Origin of the sequence: Cellulomonas sp., assembly GCF_036279715.1 — a bacterium.
Taxonomy (GTDB): Bacteria; Actinomycetota; Actinomycetes; order Actinomycetales; family Cellulomonadaceae; genus Cellulomonas_A.
Window position 1 is genome coordinate 13,001 of the sequence record NZ_DASUIR010000001.1, and the last position, 19,547, is coordinate 32,547.

Here is a 19,547-nt window from a genome sequence, read left to right on the forward strand (position 1 = left end):
ATGACAGCAACCCTCGTCGGCCGCGGCCTTGCCGTCCTGCTCGCCGACCGCACGCTGTTCTCCGGGCTGGACCTCGTGGTGGCACCCGGCGACGTCGTCGGGCTCGTCGGCGCGAACGGCGCCGGCAAGTCGACCCTGCTGCGCCTGCTCGCGGGGCTCCGCCCGCCCGACGACGGGTCGGTGAGCCTGTCGCCCGCGCACGCCCTGGTGGGCTGGCTGCCGCAGGAGACCGAGCGCATCCCGGGAGAGTCGGTCGCGGCCCACCTCGCGCGGCGCACCGGGGTGAGCGCCGCGCAGCACGCGCTCGACGAGAGCGCCGCCGGTCTCGCCGACGGCGGCCCCGGTGCCGACGACGCGTACTCCCTCGCGTTCGACCGCTGGATGATGATCGGCGCCGCCGACCTCGACGAGCGGACCGGTGCGGTGCTTGCCGACCTGGGCCTCGACGTCGACCCGTCCCACCCGATGACGGGGCTCTCCGGCGGGCAGGCGGCTCGCGTCGGTCTCGCGGCGCTGCTCCTGTCCCGATTCGACGTCCTGCTGCTCGACGAGCCGACCAACGACCTCGACCTCGACGGGCTGGCCCGGCTCGAGTCGTTCGTCGGCGCGCAGCGGGCCGGGATCGTCGTCGTGAGCCACGACCGCGAGTTCCTGGCGCGGTGCGTGACGAGCGTCGTCGAGCTCGACCTCGCGCAGCAGCAGGTCGCGGTGTACGGAGGCGGGTACGACGCCTACCTCGAGGAGCGCGCCCGCTCGCGGCAGCACGCGCGCGAGGAGTACGACGAGTACGCCGACCGCCGCTCGTCGCTCGAGGCACGCGGTCGCATGCAGCGCGGCTGGATGGACAAGGGCGTGCGCAACGCGGTCCGCAAGGCGAGCGACCCGGACAAGCTCCTGCGCAACGCCCGCCGCGAGGGCTCGGAGAAGCAGGCTGCGAAGGCCCGCCAGACCGACCGGATGATCGAACGGCTCGAGGAGGTCGTCGAGCCGCGCAAGGAGTGGGAGCTGCAGTACGAGATCGCCGCCGCGCCGCGCAGCTCGAGCGTCGTCGCGACGCTGCGGGGGGCCGTCGTGCGCCTCGGCGAGCGGACCGACGGTGGCGCCGCCTTCACTCTCGGCCCGGTCGACCTGCAGGTCGACGCGGGCGACCGGATCGCGATCACGGGTGTCAACGGGTCGGGCAAGAGCACGCTGCTGCACGCGCTCCTCGGGCGTGCACCGCTCACCGCCGGCGCTGCGTCGCTCGGGTCGAGCGTCGCGATCGGTGAGGTCGACCAGGCGCGCGCGCAGCTCGACGCCGGAGCCCAGGCTCCCTTGCTCGAGGCGTTCGCGCGCGAGGTGCCCGACTGGCCGGACGGCGAGGTCCGGACGCTGCTCGCGAAGTTCGGCCTGCGCGCAGCCCACGTGCTCCGACCCGTCACGACGCTGTCGCCCGGCGAACGGACCCGGGCCGCGCTCGCGCTCCTCCAGGCTCGCGGCGTGAACCTGCTCGTGCTCGACGAGCCGACCAACCACCTCGACCTGCCCGCCATCGAGCAGCTCGAGGCGGCGCTCGAGGGCTACACCGGGACCCTCCTGCTCGTCACGCACGACCGGCGGATGCTCGAGGCCGTGAGCGTCAACCGGCGCTGGGTCGTCGACGCGGGCAGCGTCCGCGAGCTCTGAGCCCGCCGGTGACCAGCACGACCGCGTCGACCCCGCGTCGGCGCCGGGCCTCGTCACACGGATGTCACACGGGCGCCGCGCGGGGGTAACTGCGCTGGTAGATGCTCATGGCCTCGGCTAGGAGGCGGCCATGGAGCTCGAACCGGACGTCATGACCCGACAGGTCGCGTTCCTCACGCACAGCCTGCTGAACCCCGCGGCGGACGCGGGCCGGCACCCTGCGTCGCGTGGACCCGTGCAGCCCGTCGTGAGCACGCTGCGCGACCTCGGGTGCGAGCTGGTCCAGCTGCCGGCTGCCGAGGTCGGCCATCTGGGCGTCCGACGATGGTGGCAGTCCCGCGAGATGCTCGACACCCCCGGGTTCCGGGCGCACTGCCGTCGGCTGGCCGGGCCTGTCCTGCGCCAGGTCGAGCAGTTCAGGGCCGCGGGGTACGACGCGGTGATCATCGGCGCCGACGGCAGCCCGTCGTGCGGGGTCCGCACCACGTCAGGCGAGGCCGGCTGGGGCGGTCGGCCGACCACGGTCGACGACCCGGTCCCGGTGCCGGGCGAGGGCGTCTGGATCGAGGTGCTGCGCGCGGCCTTCGCCGACGCGGGACTGCCGTTCCCCCGGGCCACCGGGTTCGACGTCGGCCTCATGGACGTCGAGATGCCGTTCGCCGTGCACGAGCTGCGGCGGTTCCTGCGGCAGTCCGCCACGAGGTTCGACGGATGAGCCTGCCCGTGGACGCGGCCGTGCGAGGCGTCGCCCTCGTCCCCGACTGCCTGGTCAACCCGGACGCGCCGCGCTACGCCTACCTCGAGCTCGCGCCGCCCGACCTGCTCGCGACCCTCGGCCGGTGCGGGTTCGGGCTCTTGCAGCTCCCGTCGCACGTAGCGGGCGACCCCGAGGAGGGCCAGGGCGTCACCGGGGTCGCCCGGGACGCCGCCGACTACGCGCGCGCCGGGTTCGTGGTCGTCGTGCTCGCCCTGGCCCAGGTACCCGACGGTGCTGTGTGGCGGGCCGCCCTGCAGCGTGAGCTCGCCCGCTGGGGGGCCGAGCCGCTGCCCGAGCTCGTGCTGGACGCCACGGGGTTCCCGGCGTCCGTCGTCGAGACGTTCCTCACCGGGCAGCTGACCCGGCGTCAGAGGGTTGCGGTGCCGCCCGACTGAGCGGCGTCGCCCGCGGCGGCCCGCCCGACGCGCCGGAGGTCGGGTTCGAGGTAGATCATCCGGGCGATCGGGACGACCGCGCGCACGCGCTGCTCGGCCGCGTCGATCGTCACCGCCACCTGCGCGGCTGTCTCGGCGCCGTCGACCTCAATCTTCGCGGCGACCAGCAGCTCCTCGGGGCCGAGGTGCAGGGTACGCAGGTGGATCACCGAGACGACACCCTCACCCAGCAGTGCGGTCTCGATCGCGCGGACGGCGTCGGCCGTCGCGGACTCACCGAGCAGCAGGGACTTCGTCTCGAGCGCGAGGACGACGGCGATGACGACGAGCAGCACCCCGATGCTCGCGGTCCCTGCGGCGTCCCAGCGGCCGTTCCCGGTGACGAGCGTCAGGGTGACGCCCGCGAGCGCGAAGACCAGGCCGACGAGCGCGCCGGCGTCCTCCAGCAGGACGACGGGCAGCTCCGGGGCCTTGGCCGACCGGACGAACTGCACCCACGACTGCCCACCTCGGGTCCGGTTGGACTCGTGGATGGCGGTCCGGAACGAGTACCCCTCCATGCCGATCGCCGCGACGAGGACCGCGAGCGCGACCCACTGCCACGAGTCGATCGGGTGCGGGTCGGCCCACTTGTGCCAGGCCTCGTACAGCGCGAACAGCCCGCCGATGCTGAACAGCACGATCGAGACGATGAACGCGTACAGGTAGCGCTCGCGTCCGTACCCGAACGGGTGCGCCTCGTCGGCCTCGCGTCGTGCCCGCCGGCCGCCGACGAGGAGCAGGAGCTGGTTGCCGGAGTCGGCGAACGAGTGCACGGACTCGGCGAGCATCGAGCTCGAGCTCGTCAGGAGGAACGCGACCAGCTTCGTCGCGGCGATGCCGAGGTTGGCACCGAGCGCCGCGATGATCGCCCTGCTACCGCCGTCATGGGCCATGGGAGTCTCCTGTCAGCACCGACGTGCGGTCGGGCGCGGTCTGGTGCGGGCGAGGTTCGGTGCGAGCGAGCGTGGTGCGAGCGAGGCGAGCTCAGCGGGCGAGCGGGCGAGCGTCGTCGGCGAGGAGCACCGGGATACCGTCTCGCACCGGGTAGGCCAGCGGGTTGTCGGGGTCGGTCGAGTGCAGCTCGGGCGAGCCGTCGGGCCCGACGCCGTCGACCAGCGCGGCGCCCGTGACCGGGCACCGCAAGATGTCGCGCAGCCACGGCTCAAGACTCGGGGCGGCCTCGCGAGCGTCGTTCGATGTCATGTCAGATCCCTTCGGTCAGGCCGGCGCGCACGAGCGCGAGGACGTCGTCGCGCACCTTGACCATGATGTCCTCGTCGGCGGCCTCGACGTTGAGCCGCAGCAGGGGCTCGGTGTTGGACGCCCTGAGGTTGAACCACCACTGCGGCGAGGTGCCCCAGTGCGAGACGGTGAGCCCGTCGAGCTCGTCGACCTCGACCGGCCCGGCGCCCTGGTCGGTGACGTACGCCTGGACGACGCGCGCCCGCGCCGCCGGGACGTCCGCGACGCGCGAGTTGATCTCGCCGCTCGCGGCGTACGGCTGGTACTGCTCGGCCAGGGCGGAGAGCGGGTGGGGCTGGCCACCGAGCGCTGCCAGCACGTGCAGCGCGGCGAGCATGCCCGTGTCCGCGAAGAAGAAGTCGCGGAAGTAGTAGTGCGCGCTGTGCTCACCGCCGAACACGGCGTCGTGCTGCGCCATCTCGGCCTTGATGAACGAGTGCCCGACCCGCGTGCGCACCACGGTGGCACCTGCGGCGCGTGCCAGGTCGGGGACGACGCGAGACGTGATGAGGTTGTGGATGATCGTCGGCGTGCGACCCGCGGCCTGCTCCCGGGCGATCTCCCGCAGCCCGACGAGCGCGGTGATCGCCGACGGGCTGACCGGGTCGCCGTGCTCGTCGACCACGAAGCAGCGGTCCGCGTCGCCGTCGAACGCGAGGCCGATGTCCGCGCCGTGGGCGACGACAGCGGCCTGCAGGTCGAGCAGGTTCGCGGGCTCGAGCGGGTTCGCCTCGTGGTTCGGGAACGTGCCGTCGAGCTCGAAGTACAGCGGGACGACGTCCAGGGGTAGCGCGGGGAGGCCGGCGCCTGACCCGAGCACGGCCGGCGCGGTGAACCCTGCCATGCCGTTGCCCGCGTCGACGACGACCTTGAGCGGGCGGATGCCCGACAGGTCCACGAGCGAGCGGAGGAATCGCGCGTAGTCCGCGAGCAGGTCGCGCTCCGTGACGCTGCCCGCAGCGCCGTCGTCGGGCAGCGACGGGACGCCGCGGGCGAGGTACTGGGCCGCGAGGTCGCGGACGTCCGCCAGGCCCGAGTCCTGACCGACCGGACGGGCACCCGAGCGGCACATCTTGATGCCGTTGTACTCGGCCGGGTTGTGGCTCGCGGTGAACATCGCACCCGGGATGCCGAGCAGGCCCGACGCGTAGTACAGACCGTCCGTCGACGCGAGCCCGATCAGGGTCACGTCGACCCCGCGCAGGGCCAGGCCACCGGTGAACGCCGCGACGAGCTCGGGGCCCGACGCGCGCATGTCATGGGCGAGGACGGCCTGCGGACGCTGGCCCGCCGACGACTCAGGGACGACGACGACGTCGGCGAAGGCGGCTCCGATCACTCGTGCGACCTCCGTGTTGAGCTGGTCCGGCACGACGCCGCGCACGTCGTAGGCCTTGATGAGGCCCGACAGGTCAGGCGCGGGCCCCGCGGCAGCGGTCACTGCGTCATTCGTGGGCACGCGGCGACTTTACTGGTCACCGCTTGGCGCTGCGCTCGAGCACGTCCTCGCGGGTCAGCTCGTCGCCCGTGCCGTCGAGCGCGAACCAGGTCCGTTCCTCGCACTGGTGGCACGACACGAACACGACGGGCGTGCCGTCACCGAGCACCATCCGCAGCTGCGTGAGGAGCGTCCCCCGGCACGACCGACACTCCGACCCGCCGAGGCCGGCCAGGTCATCACCCTGGCTGAGGGAGCCCAGCGGCTCCGACGCGACGGCCGGCTTGCGTGCGCGCGGCTTGCGGCCGGGCTCGTCCGAGGCCGCGGCGCCACTCCTCGTGGATGGCACCCGCTCAGCCCTCGTCCCCGCGCAGGATGCGCAGGTGACCACGACGCGGTGCACTGCCCTCGGCCAGCGCCGAGGCCGGTGCGAGCCGACCTGCGGGCTCGACGACGGCAGCTCGGGTGGCCGCTCGCGGCCGACCGGCCTCGCGCACGGCGTCGGCCAACGCCAGCAGGTCGTCCTTGCTCGGCCCCACCTCGACGAAGTCGGGCGTCAACCGGACGACCTCCCAGCCCCGGGGTGCCGTCAGCCTCGCGGCGTGCTCCGTGCAGAGGTCGTAGGAGTGCGGCTCGGCCGTGGTCGACAGCGGACCGAGGACCGCGGTCGAGTCCGCGTACACATAGGTCAGGGTGGCGACGGCCGACCGGACGCACGCCGGGCGCGAACACTGTCGGACGGATCTCACAGGCTGACCGTACCGCCGCGCGCGCGACCGCAGTGCACGGGCACGCCGCGTTACAGTGCCGAGGTGAGCTCCCCCGTCCCCCACGAGCCTGTCGAGCCCCGTCCCGTCCGGCGCCGCGACCGTCGTGGACGCGGACCGCGCGGACCGCTGCTGCCGGCGACGGTGCCCGCGTACCGGTCGCGTGCTCGGCGCTTCGACGAGCTGGTGCTCGGTGCGGTCGAGGGGCTGGAGAAGCAGTGGTCGCGCCAGCTCGAGGGCACCGAGTTCGCCGTCGAGGACGTCCCGCCGTCCAACCCCGCACCCTGGGAGCGCGGCGGGGTCCCGCTCGGCCGGTACTTCCCCGCCGACGCCGGGCTCCCCGCTCGCATCGTCGTCTACCGCCGTCCGCTCGAGACCCGCGCACTCGACCACGACGACCTCGCCGACCTTGTGCACGACGTCGTCGTCGAACAGGTCGCGCACCTCCTCGGCCGCTCGCCCGACGACGTGGACCCGGGGTACTCGGACGGGCACTAACCTGGACGACGATGAGCACCGCCGGACCGACCCATCCCCGCGCAGTCCGCGTCGTCTGCGTCGTCTACCACCCCGGCTCTGAGCTCGAGGACTTCGCTGCGTCGCTCGGACAGGCCACGACGGCGCCCCTCGAGCTGGTCCTTGTCGACAACGGCACGGACGACAGCGAGTCCCGCCGGGTGGCCCAGGCGCACGGTGGCCGGGTCGTGGCGCCGGGCGCCAACCTCGGGTACGGGGTCGCAGCGAACCTCGGGGCGCGCGGTGCGGAGCAGTCGTGGATCGTCGTGGTCAACCCCGACATCGTCTGGCACCCCGGCTCGCTCGACGTACTGCTCGACGCCGCCGACCGGCTCCCCCAGGCCGGCGCGCTGGGGCCGGCGCTGCTGAACACCGACGGAACCGTCTACCCGTCCGCCCGCGAGCTGCCGTCCCTCACCCAGGGTGCCGGGCACGCGCTGTTCGGCCGCATCTGGCCCGGCAACCCCTGGACGCGCGCCTACCAGCGCCGTCAGCAGCAGGTCGGCGCCGAGCGGACCGCAGGTTGGCTGTCCGGGGCGTGCCTCCTGCTGCGCCGGGAGGCGTTCGAGGGGGTCGGGGGGTTCGACCCGTCGTACTTCATGTTCTTCGAGGACCTCGACCTCGGCGAGCGGCTCGGGCGCGCCGGGTGGAGCAACGTCTACGTCCCGTCCGCCCAGGTCACGCACGTGGGCGGGACGTCCTGGCGTGAACGGCCCGCGACGATGATCTCGGCGCACCACGCGAGCGCCACGCGCTACCTGACCGGGCGCTACGACCGATGGTTCGAGTGGCCCGTGCGGGTCGCACTGCGGATCGGTCTGAAAGCCCGCGAGCTCGTGGAGCTGCGCGCCGCACGGTGACGGGCCGCATCGCCCGGCCCTGTCCGTTTCGCATGGCGGTCTCAACCGGTCAACGCACCACCGGCTCTGAGTCGAGGGTAGCGACTGGCGTGCCTCCTGCTCGTTGGATGGCGCGGTAGACCGTCGGCTTTCGGACAGCATGGTCCGGTCAGCGTCCCTCGATCGGGACAGCGGACGGTCGACAAGACACGACCGGATCTGCCGATGGCCGATGACAGGGCGCATTCATCTCCAGGATGGGCGTGCGAGCGGGGACCTTCGTCCCTTGGGCGCTGCGCACCCTCGTAGGAGCCTGAAAGTGCGGGAGGGATGCTCCGGCCTCGTCGGGGCGGAAGCGAGGCGACAACCATGAAGAACACACGGCTCCGGAGGGCCATGGCGGTCTCGGCAACGCTCCTGGCGACGATCGCGACGACGGTTCTTCCGCTCGGCAGCGCGTCAGCCGAAGGCTACGAGCACAGTTTCGACGCGACCGTCGACACCGTGCTCGTCAACCGCTACGGCGGCATCACCATCAGCGGCACGCTCGACTGCACGGCGGCGGTCGCCGACGCTTACGGCGGCGCGGAGAACATCCAGGCCAACACGACGGTGTTCGTCAGCAAGAGTTGGGTCGCGACCCAGTACGTCGGCAGGGGCAAGGTGGTCACGGCGAGCTACGACTCCGGTATCGCCAGCGTCTGCTACACCAACGACCCCGCCATCATGTCGTGGGAGGGCTACAGCGAAGCACCGTGGCCCTGGTCGACGCAGTACGCCTACCCGGTTGGCGGCACCCAGTGGGTCTACTCCAGCACCGGCAAGTTCAGCGCCGGCCCAGTCCATGTCGAACTCACGATCGAAAGCGACCCGCTGACCATCGGCGCGGACACGCACTACTTCTACGACTTCAGCGGCTGGAACGTGCGGGCCACGAAGGTCCGCTGAGAGCCTCCGCCGGGTCCGTACCACGCGTCGCGGACACGGGGGCGGAGTCTTCAACGACGTCATCAGTGGCAAGCCGAACCCGGTACTGGCCGTGAACGAGGGTGCCAGCATCACCGGCAACACACCCGACGACATCTACCCAACCCAGAGGAACGACACCAGGAGGGCACGCGGGCAACCGCGCGCTCCCTTGGTGTCCACTCGTCGGGCGCCCGCACTTCGAGCGCCCGCTACTGCCGCGATGGGGGCGTGCGTTCTTGCCTGGTGAGCCATCCCTTTACGAGACGTACCGTGCGCGCACGTGCGGGAGGAACAGTTCGGCCGAGGTTGCCCAATCGAGGACGCGGCGGGGCCGGGTGTTGACCCGGGCGGCGATGTCGTCGAGGTCCCGCAGCGAGAACTGTCGCAGGTCCGCGCCTTTGGCCAGGTACTGACGCAGGAGGCCGTTGGTGTTCTCGTTCGACCCCCGCTGCCACGGTGAGCGCGGGTCGCAGAAGTACACCTCCAGGCCGAGATCAGCGGCCAGCTCCTGGTGCTCGGCCATCTCGCGCCCGCGGTCCCACGTCAAAGACTTGCGCATCCACGGTGGAAGCTGCCGCAGGTCGGCGGCGATCGCGCGGCGCACGGCGTCGGCCTTGTACCCGTCCGGCAGCGGCACGACCCGCACATATCGAGTGGTGCGTTCGACGAGCGTGGCGACCGCGGAGGGTCGCTTGCCCATCACCAGGTCGCCTTCCCAGTGCCCGACCTCGGCACGCGCCGTCACGACAGCGGGGCGTTCCCGAATCGAGGTCATGTTCCTCAGCACCCCGCGCCCGTGCGACTGCTTCACCTTCCTCGGATGGCGCACCGACCGGCCCGAGCGCAGGTGCTTCGCGGGCCGGCGGCCGAGTTCACCGCGGGCGGCAACGTAGATCGTGCGGTAGATCGTCTCGTGCGAGACCCGCAGCTCCGGGTCGTCTGGGTGGACGCGTCTCAGCCAGTGCGCGATCTGCTCCGGCGACCAGTCCAGCTCCAACCGTTCCCGCGCCAACTGCAAAAGGTCCGCGCAGGAAGCAAGCCTTGACGGCTTCGGCCGACATGCCCTGTCCCACGCCGCCATCTCAGCGGGCGCGGCTCGGTAGCGCGAACGGCCGCCGTTCCTGGCGATCTCGCGTGAGACCGTCGACGGGGAACGGCCGATCCTTGCTGCGATCGCCCGGCTCGGCAGGCCGGCAGCGATCCCGCGCGTGATCTCCTCGCGCTCCTCGACGCTCAAGTGCCGGGCACTGCGCCGACGAGCCAGCGGGCGGACACCGCCATGCTGGGCCAGGTGCGCGCGCACCGCGGACGGGTTCGTGCGCAGCACTCTCGCGATCAAACGGCTTGACTCACCGCGCCTCCACTGCCCCCACAACTCGATCTCCTGCTCGTTCGTGAACGCCACACGCACCTCCGGATCAATCCTCCCCGGGTGGTGCGTTGACCGGTTGAGACCGCCATCGATTTCGTGGCCTGGCAGCGATAGCCTGGCAGGGCAGCACGGCGACGCCGGAACCCCTGCGCCGACCGCGTCGGCCGTCGGGCCGAACCGGTCGCACGGACTGCACGTGATCGAGCGAGGGATGCCGCGATGAAGCGGTTCATGAGGGTGCTGCTGGTCGTCGTCCTCGCCGTGGCGACGATGTCCGTCGCCTCCCCCGCCGAAGCGGCTCCGTACTGCGGCATCCGCTGGGGCTCGCTCCAGAAGTACTCCTCCGCCACGTCGATCGGCTCGATCACGGGGGTGCGTGCCGGACGCCACGCGTGCTACGACCGCCTGGTGATCGACGTCGCCGGCAAGGTCGACGGCTACGAGGTCCAGTACATGCCCAAGCAGACGACCTCGAGGACCGAGTTCGCTCACCTCCAGATCAATGTGGACGCCGCCATGATCGACCCCGCCGGTCACTTCACCTTCGGCAACGACAACAACTTCGTGCTGACCGGCTTCTCGAAGTACCGCACCTTCCGGGCCGTACGCGGCGGCGGGCTCATGAAGAACGCCATCATCAGCCTCGATGTGCGCGCGCGACTGCCCTTCCGGATGTTCACGCTCGACGGACCCGGTGGCGGGTCCCGCCTCGTCATCGACGTCGCCCACCGCTGGTGAGCTCTCGGGCACCGATGTGCAGCGGCACCGTCCGGGCGCCGCGGTTCCGACTCAGTTCGGAGGGAACAGCGATGAAACGGCTCGTCAGGATTCTCCTGGTCCTCCTCCTCGCCGCTACGGGGGTGACCCTCGCCTCGCCGGCCCAAGCGGCGCCGTACTGCGGCATCCGCTGGGGCTCGCTCGCGAAGACCGCCGAGGGGACAGCGAACGGCACCTTCCTGGGGGTGCGAACCGGTCGGCACGCGTGCTACGACCGGCTCGTGGTCGATGTTGCTGGCTCGATCAGTGGCTACTGGGTCGGCTACACCGGCACCAGGGTGGGCGAACGAGGAATCTTCGACGGAGCAAGCTCGAGCGGTGATGACCTGCGAGGGCGCATCACCCTCTCGATCACGGTCAACCTGGCAACGACGGACAGCGCGGGCACTCCGACTTACCAGCCGCGCTGGCACTACGTCTCCGAGCTCGCCAACGTGTCGCACTACCGGACGTTCAGGCAGGTCGCCGGAGGTTCCGGGTACCAGGGGTACGCGATCTTGGGAATCGGGGTGCGCGCGCGCCTGCCCTTCCGGGTGTTCACCCTCGACGGTCCGGACGGTCGCACCCGCCTCGTCGTCGACGTCGCCCACCGCTGGTGAGCCTCAGGCATCGACCTCACACGGCCCCGGCCGGGCGCCGCCGATCCGGAACAGCTGAGTGGAAGGAACAGCGATGAGACGCATCGTCAGGATCCTCCTGGTCGTCCTCCTGGCCGCCGCAGGCGTCACTCTCGCCTCGCCGGCCCAGGCGGCCCCGTACTGCGGCATCCGCTGGGGGTCGCTCACCAAGACGGCCTCCGCCATGTCGAGCGCGCCGATCACCGGGATCCGCACCGGCCGCCACGCGTGCTACGACAGGCTGGTCATCGACGTGGCCGGCCCGGCGGGTGGCTACACGGTCGGGTACGTCCGCCAGGTCTCCGCAGAGGGCTCGGGCTTTTCGATCGCGCTGCGCGGAGGCGCGTTCCTCCAGATCGTCGTCCACAACCCGGCGTACAACGTCGACACCGGGCAGGGGACGTACACGCCGGCCAACCCGAAGCAGCTCACCAACGTCACGTGGTACCGGACGTTCCGGCAGGTCGCCTGGGGCGGCTCGTTCGAGGGGTACACCACCATCGGCCTCGGCGTGCGCGCACGTCTGCCGTTCCGGGTGTTCACGCTCGCCGGGCCAGGCAGCGGGTCCCGGATCGTGGTGGACGTCGCGCACCGCTGGTGACCGTGTCGGCGCTGGTGAGGACGCCCACTGCCGACGACGCCCGGTGGTGACGACGTGCGTCGGACGCACGGGCGCGGCTGGGCGCAGGACGTCGAGCGCTCAGCCGAGACCGAGGCGTGTCCCGGCGCGGACGGGGACCTGCGTGACGTCCTGACCGTCCGGCGTCGGCAGGACCACAGACACGAGCACGCCGTCCGCCTGCGTGACGGTCACGAGCAGTGACCACACGAAAGTCACGCCCGCGGGGTTGTCGCCCGCGGGTTCGAGCTCGATCCCGGTGACCCCGAGGCCGAGGCTCGCGACATCGACGAGGGTCGTGCTGCCCGCGGCGACACTGACCGTGCGCTCCGTCACCATGGCGCCATCCGCGCCGAGCACCCGCAGGTTCGCTGTCACCTCGCCGCCTGCGGAGGGGTCGACGCCGCCCGCGACCGCGCCGAGCACGAGGTTCGCGGCCGTTGCGCGAGGGACGGCGACGATGCTCGCGGCCCCGGACGCCGCAGACGCCGCCCAGGCGCGCTCGAGCGTCGGGGTGTCGTCGAGCTCGCCCGGCAGCCCGGGTCGGGTGATCATCGCCGCTGCGACGAGAGGCACGGGTGCGTCGACGACCGCCGTGTACGCGCCGGCTGGCAGCCCACCCAGCGGGACGTCCGTCACCTCGCCGGGGGCGACGTCGATCGAGTCCGCCCCGGGCAGCGCGACGACCCCGTCCGCACCGAGCATCGTGATCTGGGCGGTGGCCGCCGTGACCCCCGGCACAAGGACCCGCAGGACCGCAGCGTCGGCGTCGTCGACCGTCGAGGCGCCCACGACGATGCCGGACACGACCTGACGCGTTGCGGGGGCTGCGCCGGGCACGACGAGGTCGGTTCCGGCGGGCGTGAAGCCGCGCAGCATCGAGTCCTGCACGTGCGCGGCGATGTTCCCCCCGGCCGCGGCCAGGTGCACGACGAGCCGACGCTGCTCGGCTGCGATCCCCGGGAGCCCGACGACCTGCTCGCTCCCGGGTGCGACGAGGACGTGCTCGCCGCCGGCCAGCTCGACCTTGCCGGACGGGCCCCACACCTCGACGGTCACGTCGCTCGAGGTGCTCCCGGCGTTGTCGATGACGAGATCAGCCGAGCTCGAGATCTCGGTGCTGCCACCGACGAGCCAGAGGTCGGTTCCAGGGCGCTGGCAGCTCGACGCTGTGAGACCGCGCAGGTCGCCCGCGGTCACGAGCGCCGACGTGACCCCCGCCGCGCGTGCGGGGTCAGAACCCACCGGGTCGGCCTGGACGACGACGGGCGCCGACGGTCCGGCGATGCCCGCGGACGCCTGTCCGGCCGACGGGTTCAGCTGCGCGGTCGCCGTCGCTGCGCCGAGCAGAGCGAGCGAGCCCGTCGCTGCCGGCGCGTCGGCGCCCGGCGCTGTCACGGCATCCACGCGTGTCACTGGCGCGACCGGCAGGCGGTTGAAGGCCGAGTCAGCACCACCGGCAGGGGGCAGGATCAACGGGCCGGCGCACACGAGGGTCGTGCGGGGAGGCGCCACAGCGACCAGCGTGGCGTCCGACCCGCCGGCCAGCTCCGCACGGGCCGGACGCGGGCTCGCGACGACCGCCGCAACGAGACCCAGCACTGCCACGGCAGTCACTGTCCGCAGGATCCGGCCTCGCCAGCCGCGCGACCCGGTGTCACCGAACACGTCGTCGGTCATCGCCGTCCCGCCTTCCGTCGCCGCACCGGCACCGCCAGCAGGACCGTGAGCAGCCCCACCACGCCCTGTGCGACGAGCCACGGGACACGGTTCGGCGCCCGCAGCTCGACGACCAGCCGCCCGCCGTCGGCCCCTACCTCGAAGGTCTGACGCCAACCGCCCGACACCGAGCGCAGCGGGTGCCCGTCGAGCGTCGCGTGCCACCCCGCGTCGGCCCGCTCGGCGAGCACGATCAGTCGTCCTGGGGTACCCGCCGGGATCCGCACGTTGACGGAGCGTCCGTCCGAGGCGATGGCGACGGCGCCCGTCGCGCCGCCTGCCGAGTCAGCCGCGCCCGCGGTCCGCGCGGTCACGAGCCGGGCCCACGAGCTCACGACGGGGGCGGCCGCCACTCCGGCGACCGGAGCGGGCTGGACCCGCCAGATCACCCCGGACGAGTTCGCTGTGATCCGTTCGAGCCCCGCCGTCGAGTCGAGCCGACCGACGAGGTCTGCCCGCGCGGCAGCATCCGCGTCGCCGCTCGCGGGCGGCACGAGCACGTCAGCGACGGCGAGCGCGGACAGGTTCGACGACACGTCGCCGCTCGACCCGGAGCCCAGACGGGCGACCAGGTCCTCGACCTCGGCCGTGCCGGCGTCGGCCGCGACGATCGAGGCGTCCCCGAGCGAGCCGCTCAACCCGCGGGCGCGCACGGCAGCGGACTCGTCGACGAGCTGCGGACCGTCACCCCGCAGGAGCTGCCACGTGAGCACGCCGTCAGCGCCGGCCGCGAGTGCCAGGACACGGGATGCGGTGGGCGAGGCCTGCGCCTGCTGCCCGACGGCAGGCACGACGCGCCGGTCGAGCGCGGCCAGCCCGGTCGCGTCGCCGGCCCTCGCCTGCCACGACCATGCGGCGAGCGTGGCCACCGGAGCGGCCACCACGACGACTGCGAGCAGCACCGCAGCCGGCTGACGCCAGCCGAATGACGACCGCGCCAGCCGCGCGCTCAGACCGTCGGTCCCGATCACCGCGGCCGCGAGCAGACCGGCACCCGCGAACGACAGACCGCTCCCGGCCCAGCCGTGCACCGCACCGCCGGCGGACGCCGCGACCGGCACAAGTCCGGCAACCGCCGCGACGGCCAGCCCGGCGGCGGCAGCGAGCCACGCGACCCGGACCGCGCGCGCGACGGGCGACCCGCGCAGCAGGGCGAGCAGCGCGAGCAGCAGGACCGCGCCGCCGACAGCGAGCGGCCACACGTCGCGCAGCACGCCGGACAGGCCACCGGGCACGAGGCGGCCGGCGGCGGCCGGCACGCCGAGCAGCTGCGCCACCGGGCTCGCGGCGACCGAGCCGAGCGCGGGACCCGGGTCGGCGAGCAGCAGGCGCAGACCGCCCACACCGCGACCGGCAGCCTCGACGAGCGTCGGACCGAGCAGCAGGAGCGCAGGCAGCGGCACGAGGAGGACCCGCACCCGGCCCCGGGGGGCGCAGAGGGCGACCGCCAGCAGCACGACCATGCCCGGGACGAGGAGCGCGGGTGCTCCGGCGACGACCGCGGCGAAGGCCAGGGCCGCGCCCGCCGCGGCGGCGAGGGAGCCCGTGGGCGTGGGCGCGCCGACGCGCAGCAGGGGCTCAGCGCCCACGTCGCCATCGGCACGCTCGACCGGGTCGGTCGACTCGGCCAGCTCGGTGAACGAGGCGCGGTCGGTGCGCCCTGGAGAGTCGTCGGCGTCCTCGGTCGGCTCGATCCCGTCGCGGTGTGCCGCGACCTCGGCCCGCCAGCTGGCGTCGAGATCGGGGTCGTCGACCACGTCGTCGTCCCTCCACCGCGCGGTGGCCAGGCCCGAGACGACGGTGTCCACACGCTGCACGCCCACCGCACGCGCGAGCCCCAGCACGACCCACGGCAGCATGACGTGCACGAGCACGGCGCCGATCCGCCCGTCACCGAGCCCGAGGAGCAGAGCGGGCGCGGCAGCCCACGCGATCCCCGCCCAGGCGCGCACGCCGACCGAGCGCGTCGCCGCCCCCGCCGCGAACCACGCGCCGACGCCCGCGAGGACGACCGCGCCGAGCAGCAGGCTCGCGACCGCCGCGGACGACGACCCCAGCACGGCGGTGCCGGGGACCAGCGCGAGGAGCAACGCGTCCGCCGGACCCGGCGCGCCGAGTCCTCCGGACACCCAGCCCGAGGTCGCTGCGGTCCACAGACCGGCGAGCCGAGCGGCGCTCGGCACCAGCGCGGGACCGATCAGCGAGGCACCGCCTGCAACACCCGAGATCAGCTGCCCGAGTGCGAGCGCCGTCGCCCCCACGAGGACGGCCGCGAGACTCGCCAGCCCGACGCGGCGACGCGACGCGAGCGCGGCCAGCTCCCCCATCTCGAGCTCGCTCGGCGCCTGGCCGACCTTCCGCGCCTCAGCGCGTGCCAGTCGGCGGTCCCGCCACTCCGACCAGACATCCCGCCACGTGGCCTGCAGGGGCCGCAGAGCTCGCCGTGGGAGCCGCCGGGTGGCACGGGCGCGCGTCCGGGACCGGGCGATCGCCCCGAGGCGCGACAGCGCCACGAACGGCGCCCCGAGCTCCGTGACCGCGAGGGCCGGCTCCTTGGTCGTCACCCGGACGAGCGAGCGGATCGCTCCGACCACGACAGCCAGGACCGCGACGACGGGCATCAGCGGGAGCGGCACCGACGTCAGACGCTGGTGCACCAGCGAACGTCGGCGTGCGGCGAACGACCGGCGCGGATCCGCCGAGTCGGGGACGCCGTCCGAGTCCGCGTCGACCTCGACGTCCGCCACGGGCGCGTCGCGCAGCCCGTGGTAGCCGGCCTGCGCGTGCCGCACGGCAGCGCTCGGGACGACGACGACCCGGTGCCCCGCGAGCCGCGCGCGCCGTGACAGGTCCAGCCCGTCGCCGAACGTGCCCAGCGCGGGATCGGTGCCGCCGAGCGCGTCCCAGACGTCACGGCGGACCAGAGCACCAGCGATGCCGACCCCGAGCACGTCGTCACGGCCGTCGTGCTGGCCCTGGTCGACCTCGGCATCCTCGATGCCGGTCATGCGTCGCCCCGACCGGGACGTGCGGACACCGACCTCGAGCAGTCGGGGCGGGTCGGTCCAGGTGCGCTGCTTGACCCCTGCGATCGCGACGGACGGCGCCTTCTCGACGGCGCGGAGGAGCTCGGCGAGCGCGGACGGCTCGGGCGCGCTGTCGTCGTGCAGGAGCCACAACCACGGTTGCCCCGCGGCGGTCTGGACGTGGGACGTCAGACCGGCGAGGGCACGCTGGACGGCGTCGCCGAACGTCCGGGCACCGGGAGCGTGCACCGCGAGGACCTCGGGCGCGCGAACACCGTGCCCGTCCGACGAGCTGTCGGGTGGCTGTGCCGCGAAAGCGTCGCCCGCGGCCCGCGACACACCTGCGTCCTGCTCCGAACCGACGTCGACGACGAGGACGCGGCCCGGCGCACGTGTCTGCGCCGCGAGCGCGGCCAGCGTCGTGGCGAGGTACCGGCTCACGCCGTGGGTCACGACGACGGCCGTCACGGCGGCGACGGGCCGCAACGATGCGGTGCCGGCGCGCGAGGGGGTGGTCAGCGTTGAGTCAGTCATCCTCACGACATCATGCGCGCGGACGGCCCAGAAACCTCAGACGACACGACGCTTGAGCTTGCGCCGCTCGCGCTCGGACAGCCCGCCCCAGATGCCGAACCGCTCATCGTGCGCAAGCGCGTACTCGAGGCACTCGGAGCGGACGTCGCAGCCCGTGCAGACCTTCTTGGCCTCGCGGGTCGAGCCGCCCTTCTCGGGGAAGAACGCCTCGGGGTCGGTCTGCGCGCAGAGCGCGCGCTCCTGCCACCCCATGACGCCGTCGTCATCGGGAGTGCCGAAGACCGGCAGAGGGGTGCCGAAGATCGGCAGGACGTTGGACGGCGCCTCGGTCATCGACGTGGCGTGGCGTGCGTCGGAGGGGAAGGATCCGTCGTCGTCGAGCAGATTCCACATGGGTTCCTCCGTGCTCGATGGTGCTGTTCACCATGTGCGAGTGCGACGCACGGATGCGTCGCCCCGCGACAGTTGCTGATCTGAAACGGTTCTTATGAATTACACGCGTGTCGTTCTCACGCGTCAAGCGGGGCTGTGCTAGATGTCGGGGTTTGTCGGGTGAAGTTCCGCGACACGCCGCACGACCTACGCTGTGACGGTGCCCTCGCCCACGATTGCCGACGTCCTTGCCTCGCTCCAGCGCGAACCCGGTCGGCCACGTCTCACCTGGTACGGCGACGGCAGCGAGCGGATCGAGCTGTCCGGAGCCGTCCTCGAGAACTGGGTGAGCAAGACCGCGAACCTGCTCGTCGAGGAGTTCGACGCCGGGCCTGGGGTGCGCGTCCTGGTCGACCTGCCCCCGCACTGGCGGACCGTGGTGTGGGCGTTCGCCGCATGGCGGGTCGGGGCCTGCGTGGTGCTCAGGTCGGACCCGTCGTCGTCCGACGTGGATGTCGTCGTGACCGACCGGCCCGAGCAGTTCGACCGGTCAGCTCCCGTGGTCGCGGTCGCCCTGCCGGCACTCGCCCGCACGTTCGGCACTGGCCTGCCGGCCGGCGCGATCGATGCGGCCGCGGCGGTGATGACCTACGGGGACGTCATCGGGTGGGCGCCGCTGGTCGACCCGACCGCGCCGGCGCTCGTCGGGACCGGTTCGCAGGTCACGCACGGTCAGCTGATCGACTGGGCTGTCGACGCCGAGGCCCCGGACGACGCGCGAACGTTCGTGCCGACGTCGGTGACCGGATCCGTCGCCGACGGGACGGCGCGCGCACTGCGCGACGTGCTTCGCTCGTTGCGGTCGGCGGGCTCGGTGGTCCTCGCAGGCCCCACCATGTCGGAGGCGCTCGCCACGGACGCTGCTCGCCTCGACCGGCTCGTCGCCACGGAGCGGATCACGGCCACGGCCGCGAGTCGCTGAGGCGGACCGCGCTACAGGGCCGGCGGTCCGCCCGCGACGACGATGGCCGCGTCCGCCGGCTCGTCCGCTGCCGGCACCGGCTCACCCTCGACAGCCTCAAGCCCCGCAGCGACCAGCACGCCGTCCGGGGACGCAAACCGCGCGATTGCGACCGTGCCGAGCAGAACGAGCAGGAACGCGATCGCGGTGCGCACCTCGGCACCGGCGACGGGCCGGTCCCCCGCCAGCACCATGCCGAGCCCCGCGCCGAGCGTCGTCTCGATCCCGACCATGAGCGCAGTCGTGGCCACCGCAGCCGCACGCTGCAGAGCGAGCGCGTTGATCGCGAGACCCAGGACGCCGGCGACACCCATCGTCCACACGACCTTGTCGCCGACGAGCGCCGCGGGCGCCAGGCTCGGGAGCGTCCGTGCGCCGGCCGCCACCACGGCGAAGGCCACGCCCGCGATGGCGCCCATGACCAGCCCGGCCCGCGACGCCGACCTCATCCGGAGCGCGACCGCCGCCGCGACGACCGCCGCGACGACCGCCCCCGCGAGGACGCCCTCGGTGCCGGCTCCCGCCGGGCCGGCGGGCGACGGCGCGACCGACATTGCGAGCAGGACGAGCCCGGCCCCGATCCCCACGAGGGCTGAGTAGTCGATCCATCGCAGCCGTGCGCCCAGCATCACAGTCGCCAGGACGGCTGCGACCGCGAGGCTCGAGGCGCGCCCGGCCTGCACAGCAAACAGCGGCAGGGTGCGCAGCGCGACCAGGGAGAGGACCGACCCCGCCCCGACGAGGACCAGCCCGGCGACATAGGTCCGACTCTTCAGGAGTCGCCCCACCAGGACGTGGTCGAGCCGAGGGTGGACGGGCATCCGACGTGCGGCGAGCGCCTGCAGGACCGTCGCGGTCCC

General features: G+C 73.0%; 20 protein-coding genes. 10 read left to right on the forward strand and 10 right to left on the reverse strand.

The genetic code is table 11. The annotated features are described in order from the left end of the window. The 3 genes from VFW79_RS00060 (at window position 1) to VFW79_RS00070 (ending at window position 2,817) form a co-directional block, all read left to right on the forward strand. On the forward strand, window positions 1-1,665 hold the full coding sequence (locus VFW79_RS00060; protein ID WP_329675285.1) for an ABC-F family ATP-binding cassette domain-containing protein: 1,665 nt from the start codon (window positions 1-3) through the stop codon (window positions 1,663-1,665). 130 nt (window positions 1,666-1,795) lie between these two features. Continuing rightward, window positions 1,796-2,380, forward strand: a complete 585-nt coding sequence (locus tag VFW79_RS00065) for a hypothetical protein (protein WP_329675286.1) — start codon at window positions 1,796-1,798, stop codon at window positions 2,378-2,380. After that, window positions 2,377-2,817 (forward strand): hypothetical protein, encoded by a 441-nt coding sequence (locus VFW79_RS00070; protein WP_329675287.1) that lies wholly within the window; start codon window positions 2,377-2,379, stop codon window positions 2,815-2,817. The genes VFW79_RS00065 and VFW79_RS00070 overlap by 4 nt, the downstream gene beginning before the upstream one ends. Here VFW79_RS00070 and VFW79_RS00075 read toward each other — a convergent pair. The 5 genes from VFW79_RS00075 to VFW79_RS00095 all read right to left on the reverse strand — a co-directional run bounded on the left by VFW79_RS00075 (window position 2,790) and on the right by VFW79_RS00095 (window position 6,288). Beyond that, window positions 2,790-3,752, reverse strand: a complete 963-nt coding sequence (locus VFW79_RS00075; protein ID WP_329675288.1) for a cation diffusion facilitator family transporter — start codon at window positions 3,750-3,752, stop codon at window positions 2,790-2,792. The two genes, VFW79_RS00070 and VFW79_RS00075, sit on opposite strands and share 28 nt — an antisense overlap. Window positions 3,753-3,843: 91 nt before the next feature. Beyond that, window positions 3,844-4,062 carry a hypothetical protein gene (locus VFW79_RS00080; RefSeq protein ID WP_329675289.1) on the reverse strand — a complete coding sequence of 73 codons (219 nt, stop codon included), beginning with the start codon at window positions 4,060-4,062 and terminating at the stop codon, window positions 3,844-3,846. A gap of 1 nt (window position 4,063) precedes the next feature. Continuing rightward, the gene (locus VFW79_RS00085; RefSeq protein WP_329675290.1) at window positions 4,064-5,560 is read right to left on the reverse strand and encodes a phosphomannomutase/phosphoglucomutase; all 1,497 of its coding nucleotides are present in this window, start codon (window positions 5,558-5,560) and stop codon (window positions 4,064-4,066) included. Between the two features lie 16 nt (window positions 5,561-5,576). After that, window positions 5,577-5,888, reverse strand: coding sequence for a hypothetical protein (locus tag VFW79_RS00090; RefSeq protein ID WP_329675291.1), 312 nt, complete (start codon window positions 5,886-5,888; stop codon window positions 5,577-5,579). 4 nt (window positions 5,889-5,892) lie between these two features. After that, window positions 5,893-6,288 carry a DUF3499 domain-containing protein gene (locus VFW79_RS00095; RefSeq protein ID WP_329675292.1) on the reverse strand — a complete coding sequence of 132 codons (396 nt, stop codon included), beginning with the start codon at window positions 6,286-6,288 and terminating at the stop codon, window positions 5,893-5,895. A gap of 63 nt (window positions 6,289-6,351) precedes the next feature. On the opposite strand from VFW79_RS00095, the gene VFW79_RS00100 reads away from it, so the two are divergent. The 3 genes from VFW79_RS00100 (at window position 6,352) to VFW79_RS00110 (ending at window position 8,609) form a co-directional block, all read left to right on the forward strand. After that, on the forward strand, window positions 6,352-6,804 hold the full coding sequence (locus VFW79_RS00100) for a metallopeptidase family protein (protein ID WP_329675293.1): 453 nt from the start codon (window positions 6,352-6,354) through the stop codon (window positions 6,802-6,804). An 11-nt stretch (window positions 6,805-6,815) separates the two neighbouring features. Then, window positions 6,816-7,682 (forward strand): glycosyltransferase family 2 protein, encoded by an 867-nt coding sequence (locus VFW79_RS00105; RefSeq protein ID WP_329675294.1) that lies wholly within the window; start codon window positions 6,816-6,818, stop codon window positions 7,680-7,682. A 375-nt stretch (window positions 7,683-8,057) separates the two neighbouring features. Next, window positions 8,058-8,609, forward strand: a complete 552-nt coding sequence (locus VFW79_RS00110; RefSeq protein WP_329675295.1) for a hypothetical protein — start codon at window positions 8,058-8,060, stop codon at window positions 8,607-8,609. A 277-nt stretch (window positions 8,610-8,886) separates the two neighbouring features. Here the strand turns inward: VFW79_RS00110 and VFW79_RS00115 are convergent, their stop codons facing one another. Continuing rightward, window positions 8,887-10,035 (reverse strand): IS30 family transposase, encoded by a 1,149-nt coding sequence (locus tag VFW79_RS00115; RefSeq protein WP_329675296.1) that lies wholly within the window; start codon window positions 10,033-10,035, stop codon window positions 8,887-8,889. A 198-nt stretch (window positions 10,036-10,233) separates the two neighbouring features. Between VFW79_RS00115 and VFW79_RS00120 the strand changes: the two genes are divergently transcribed. The 3 genes from VFW79_RS00120 (at window position 10,234) to VFW79_RS00130 (ending at window position 11,997) form a co-directional block, all read left to right on the forward strand. Then, a complete protein-coding gene (locus tag VFW79_RS00120; protein WP_329675297.1) occupies window positions 10,234-10,740 on the forward strand; it encodes an AMIN-like domain-containing (lipo)protein in 507 nt (168 codons plus the stop codon). A 71-nt stretch (window positions 10,741-10,811) separates the two neighbouring features. After that, window positions 10,812-11,378, forward strand: coding sequence for an AMIN-like domain-containing (lipo)protein (locus VFW79_RS00125; RefSeq protein WP_329675298.1), 567 nt, complete (start codon window positions 10,812-10,814; stop codon window positions 11,376-11,378). A 73-nt stretch (window positions 11,379-11,451) separates the two neighbouring features. Then, window positions 11,452-11,997: an AMIN-like domain-containing (lipo)protein gene (locus VFW79_RS00130; RefSeq protein WP_329675299.1), complete on the forward strand. Its 546-nt coding sequence runs from the start codon at window positions 11,452-11,454 to the stop codon at window positions 11,995-11,997. A 99-nt stretch (window positions 11,998-12,096) separates the two neighbouring features. On the opposite strand, the gene VFW79_RS00135 is transcribed toward VFW79_RS00130, so the two are convergent. Genes VFW79_RS00135 through VFW79_RS16480 form a run of 3 tightly spaced genes read right to left on the reverse strand, consistent with a single transcriptional unit; the run spans window position 12,097 to window position 17,687 of the window. Beyond that, on the reverse strand, window positions 12,097-13,695 hold the full coding sequence (locus tag VFW79_RS00135; protein ID WP_329675300.1) for a DUF5719 family protein: 1,599 nt from the start codon (window positions 13,693-13,695) through the stop codon (window positions 12,097-12,099). Further along, entirely contained in the window at window positions 13,692-17,294 is a 3,603-nt protein-coding gene (locus VFW79_RS00140) for a glycosyltransferase (RefSeq protein WP_329675301.1), read from the reverse strand. The genes VFW79_RS00135 and VFW79_RS00140 overlap by 4 nt, the downstream gene beginning before the upstream one ends. A 36-nt stretch (window positions 17,295-17,330) precedes the next feature. Next, window positions 17,331-17,687: a WhiB family transcriptional regulator gene (locus VFW79_RS16480; protein WP_414647830.1), complete on the reverse strand. Its 357-nt coding sequence runs from the start codon at window positions 17,685-17,687 to the stop codon at window positions 17,331-17,333. 199 nt (window positions 17,688-17,886) lie between these two features. Here VFW79_RS16480 and VFW79_RS00150 point away from each other — a divergent pair, with 199 nt between their 5' ends. Then, window positions 17,887-18,648 (forward strand): TIGR03089 family protein, encoded by a 762-nt coding sequence (locus VFW79_RS00150; RefSeq protein WP_329675302.1) that lies wholly within the window; start codon window positions 17,887-17,889, stop codon window positions 18,646-18,648. 11 nt (window positions 18,649-18,659) lie between these two features. Here VFW79_RS00150 and VFW79_RS00155 read toward each other — a convergent pair. Further along, window positions 18,660-19,547 (reverse strand): hypothetical protein (locus VFW79_RS00155; protein WP_414647831.1); only part of this gene is annotated, 888 nt, incomplete at its 5' end.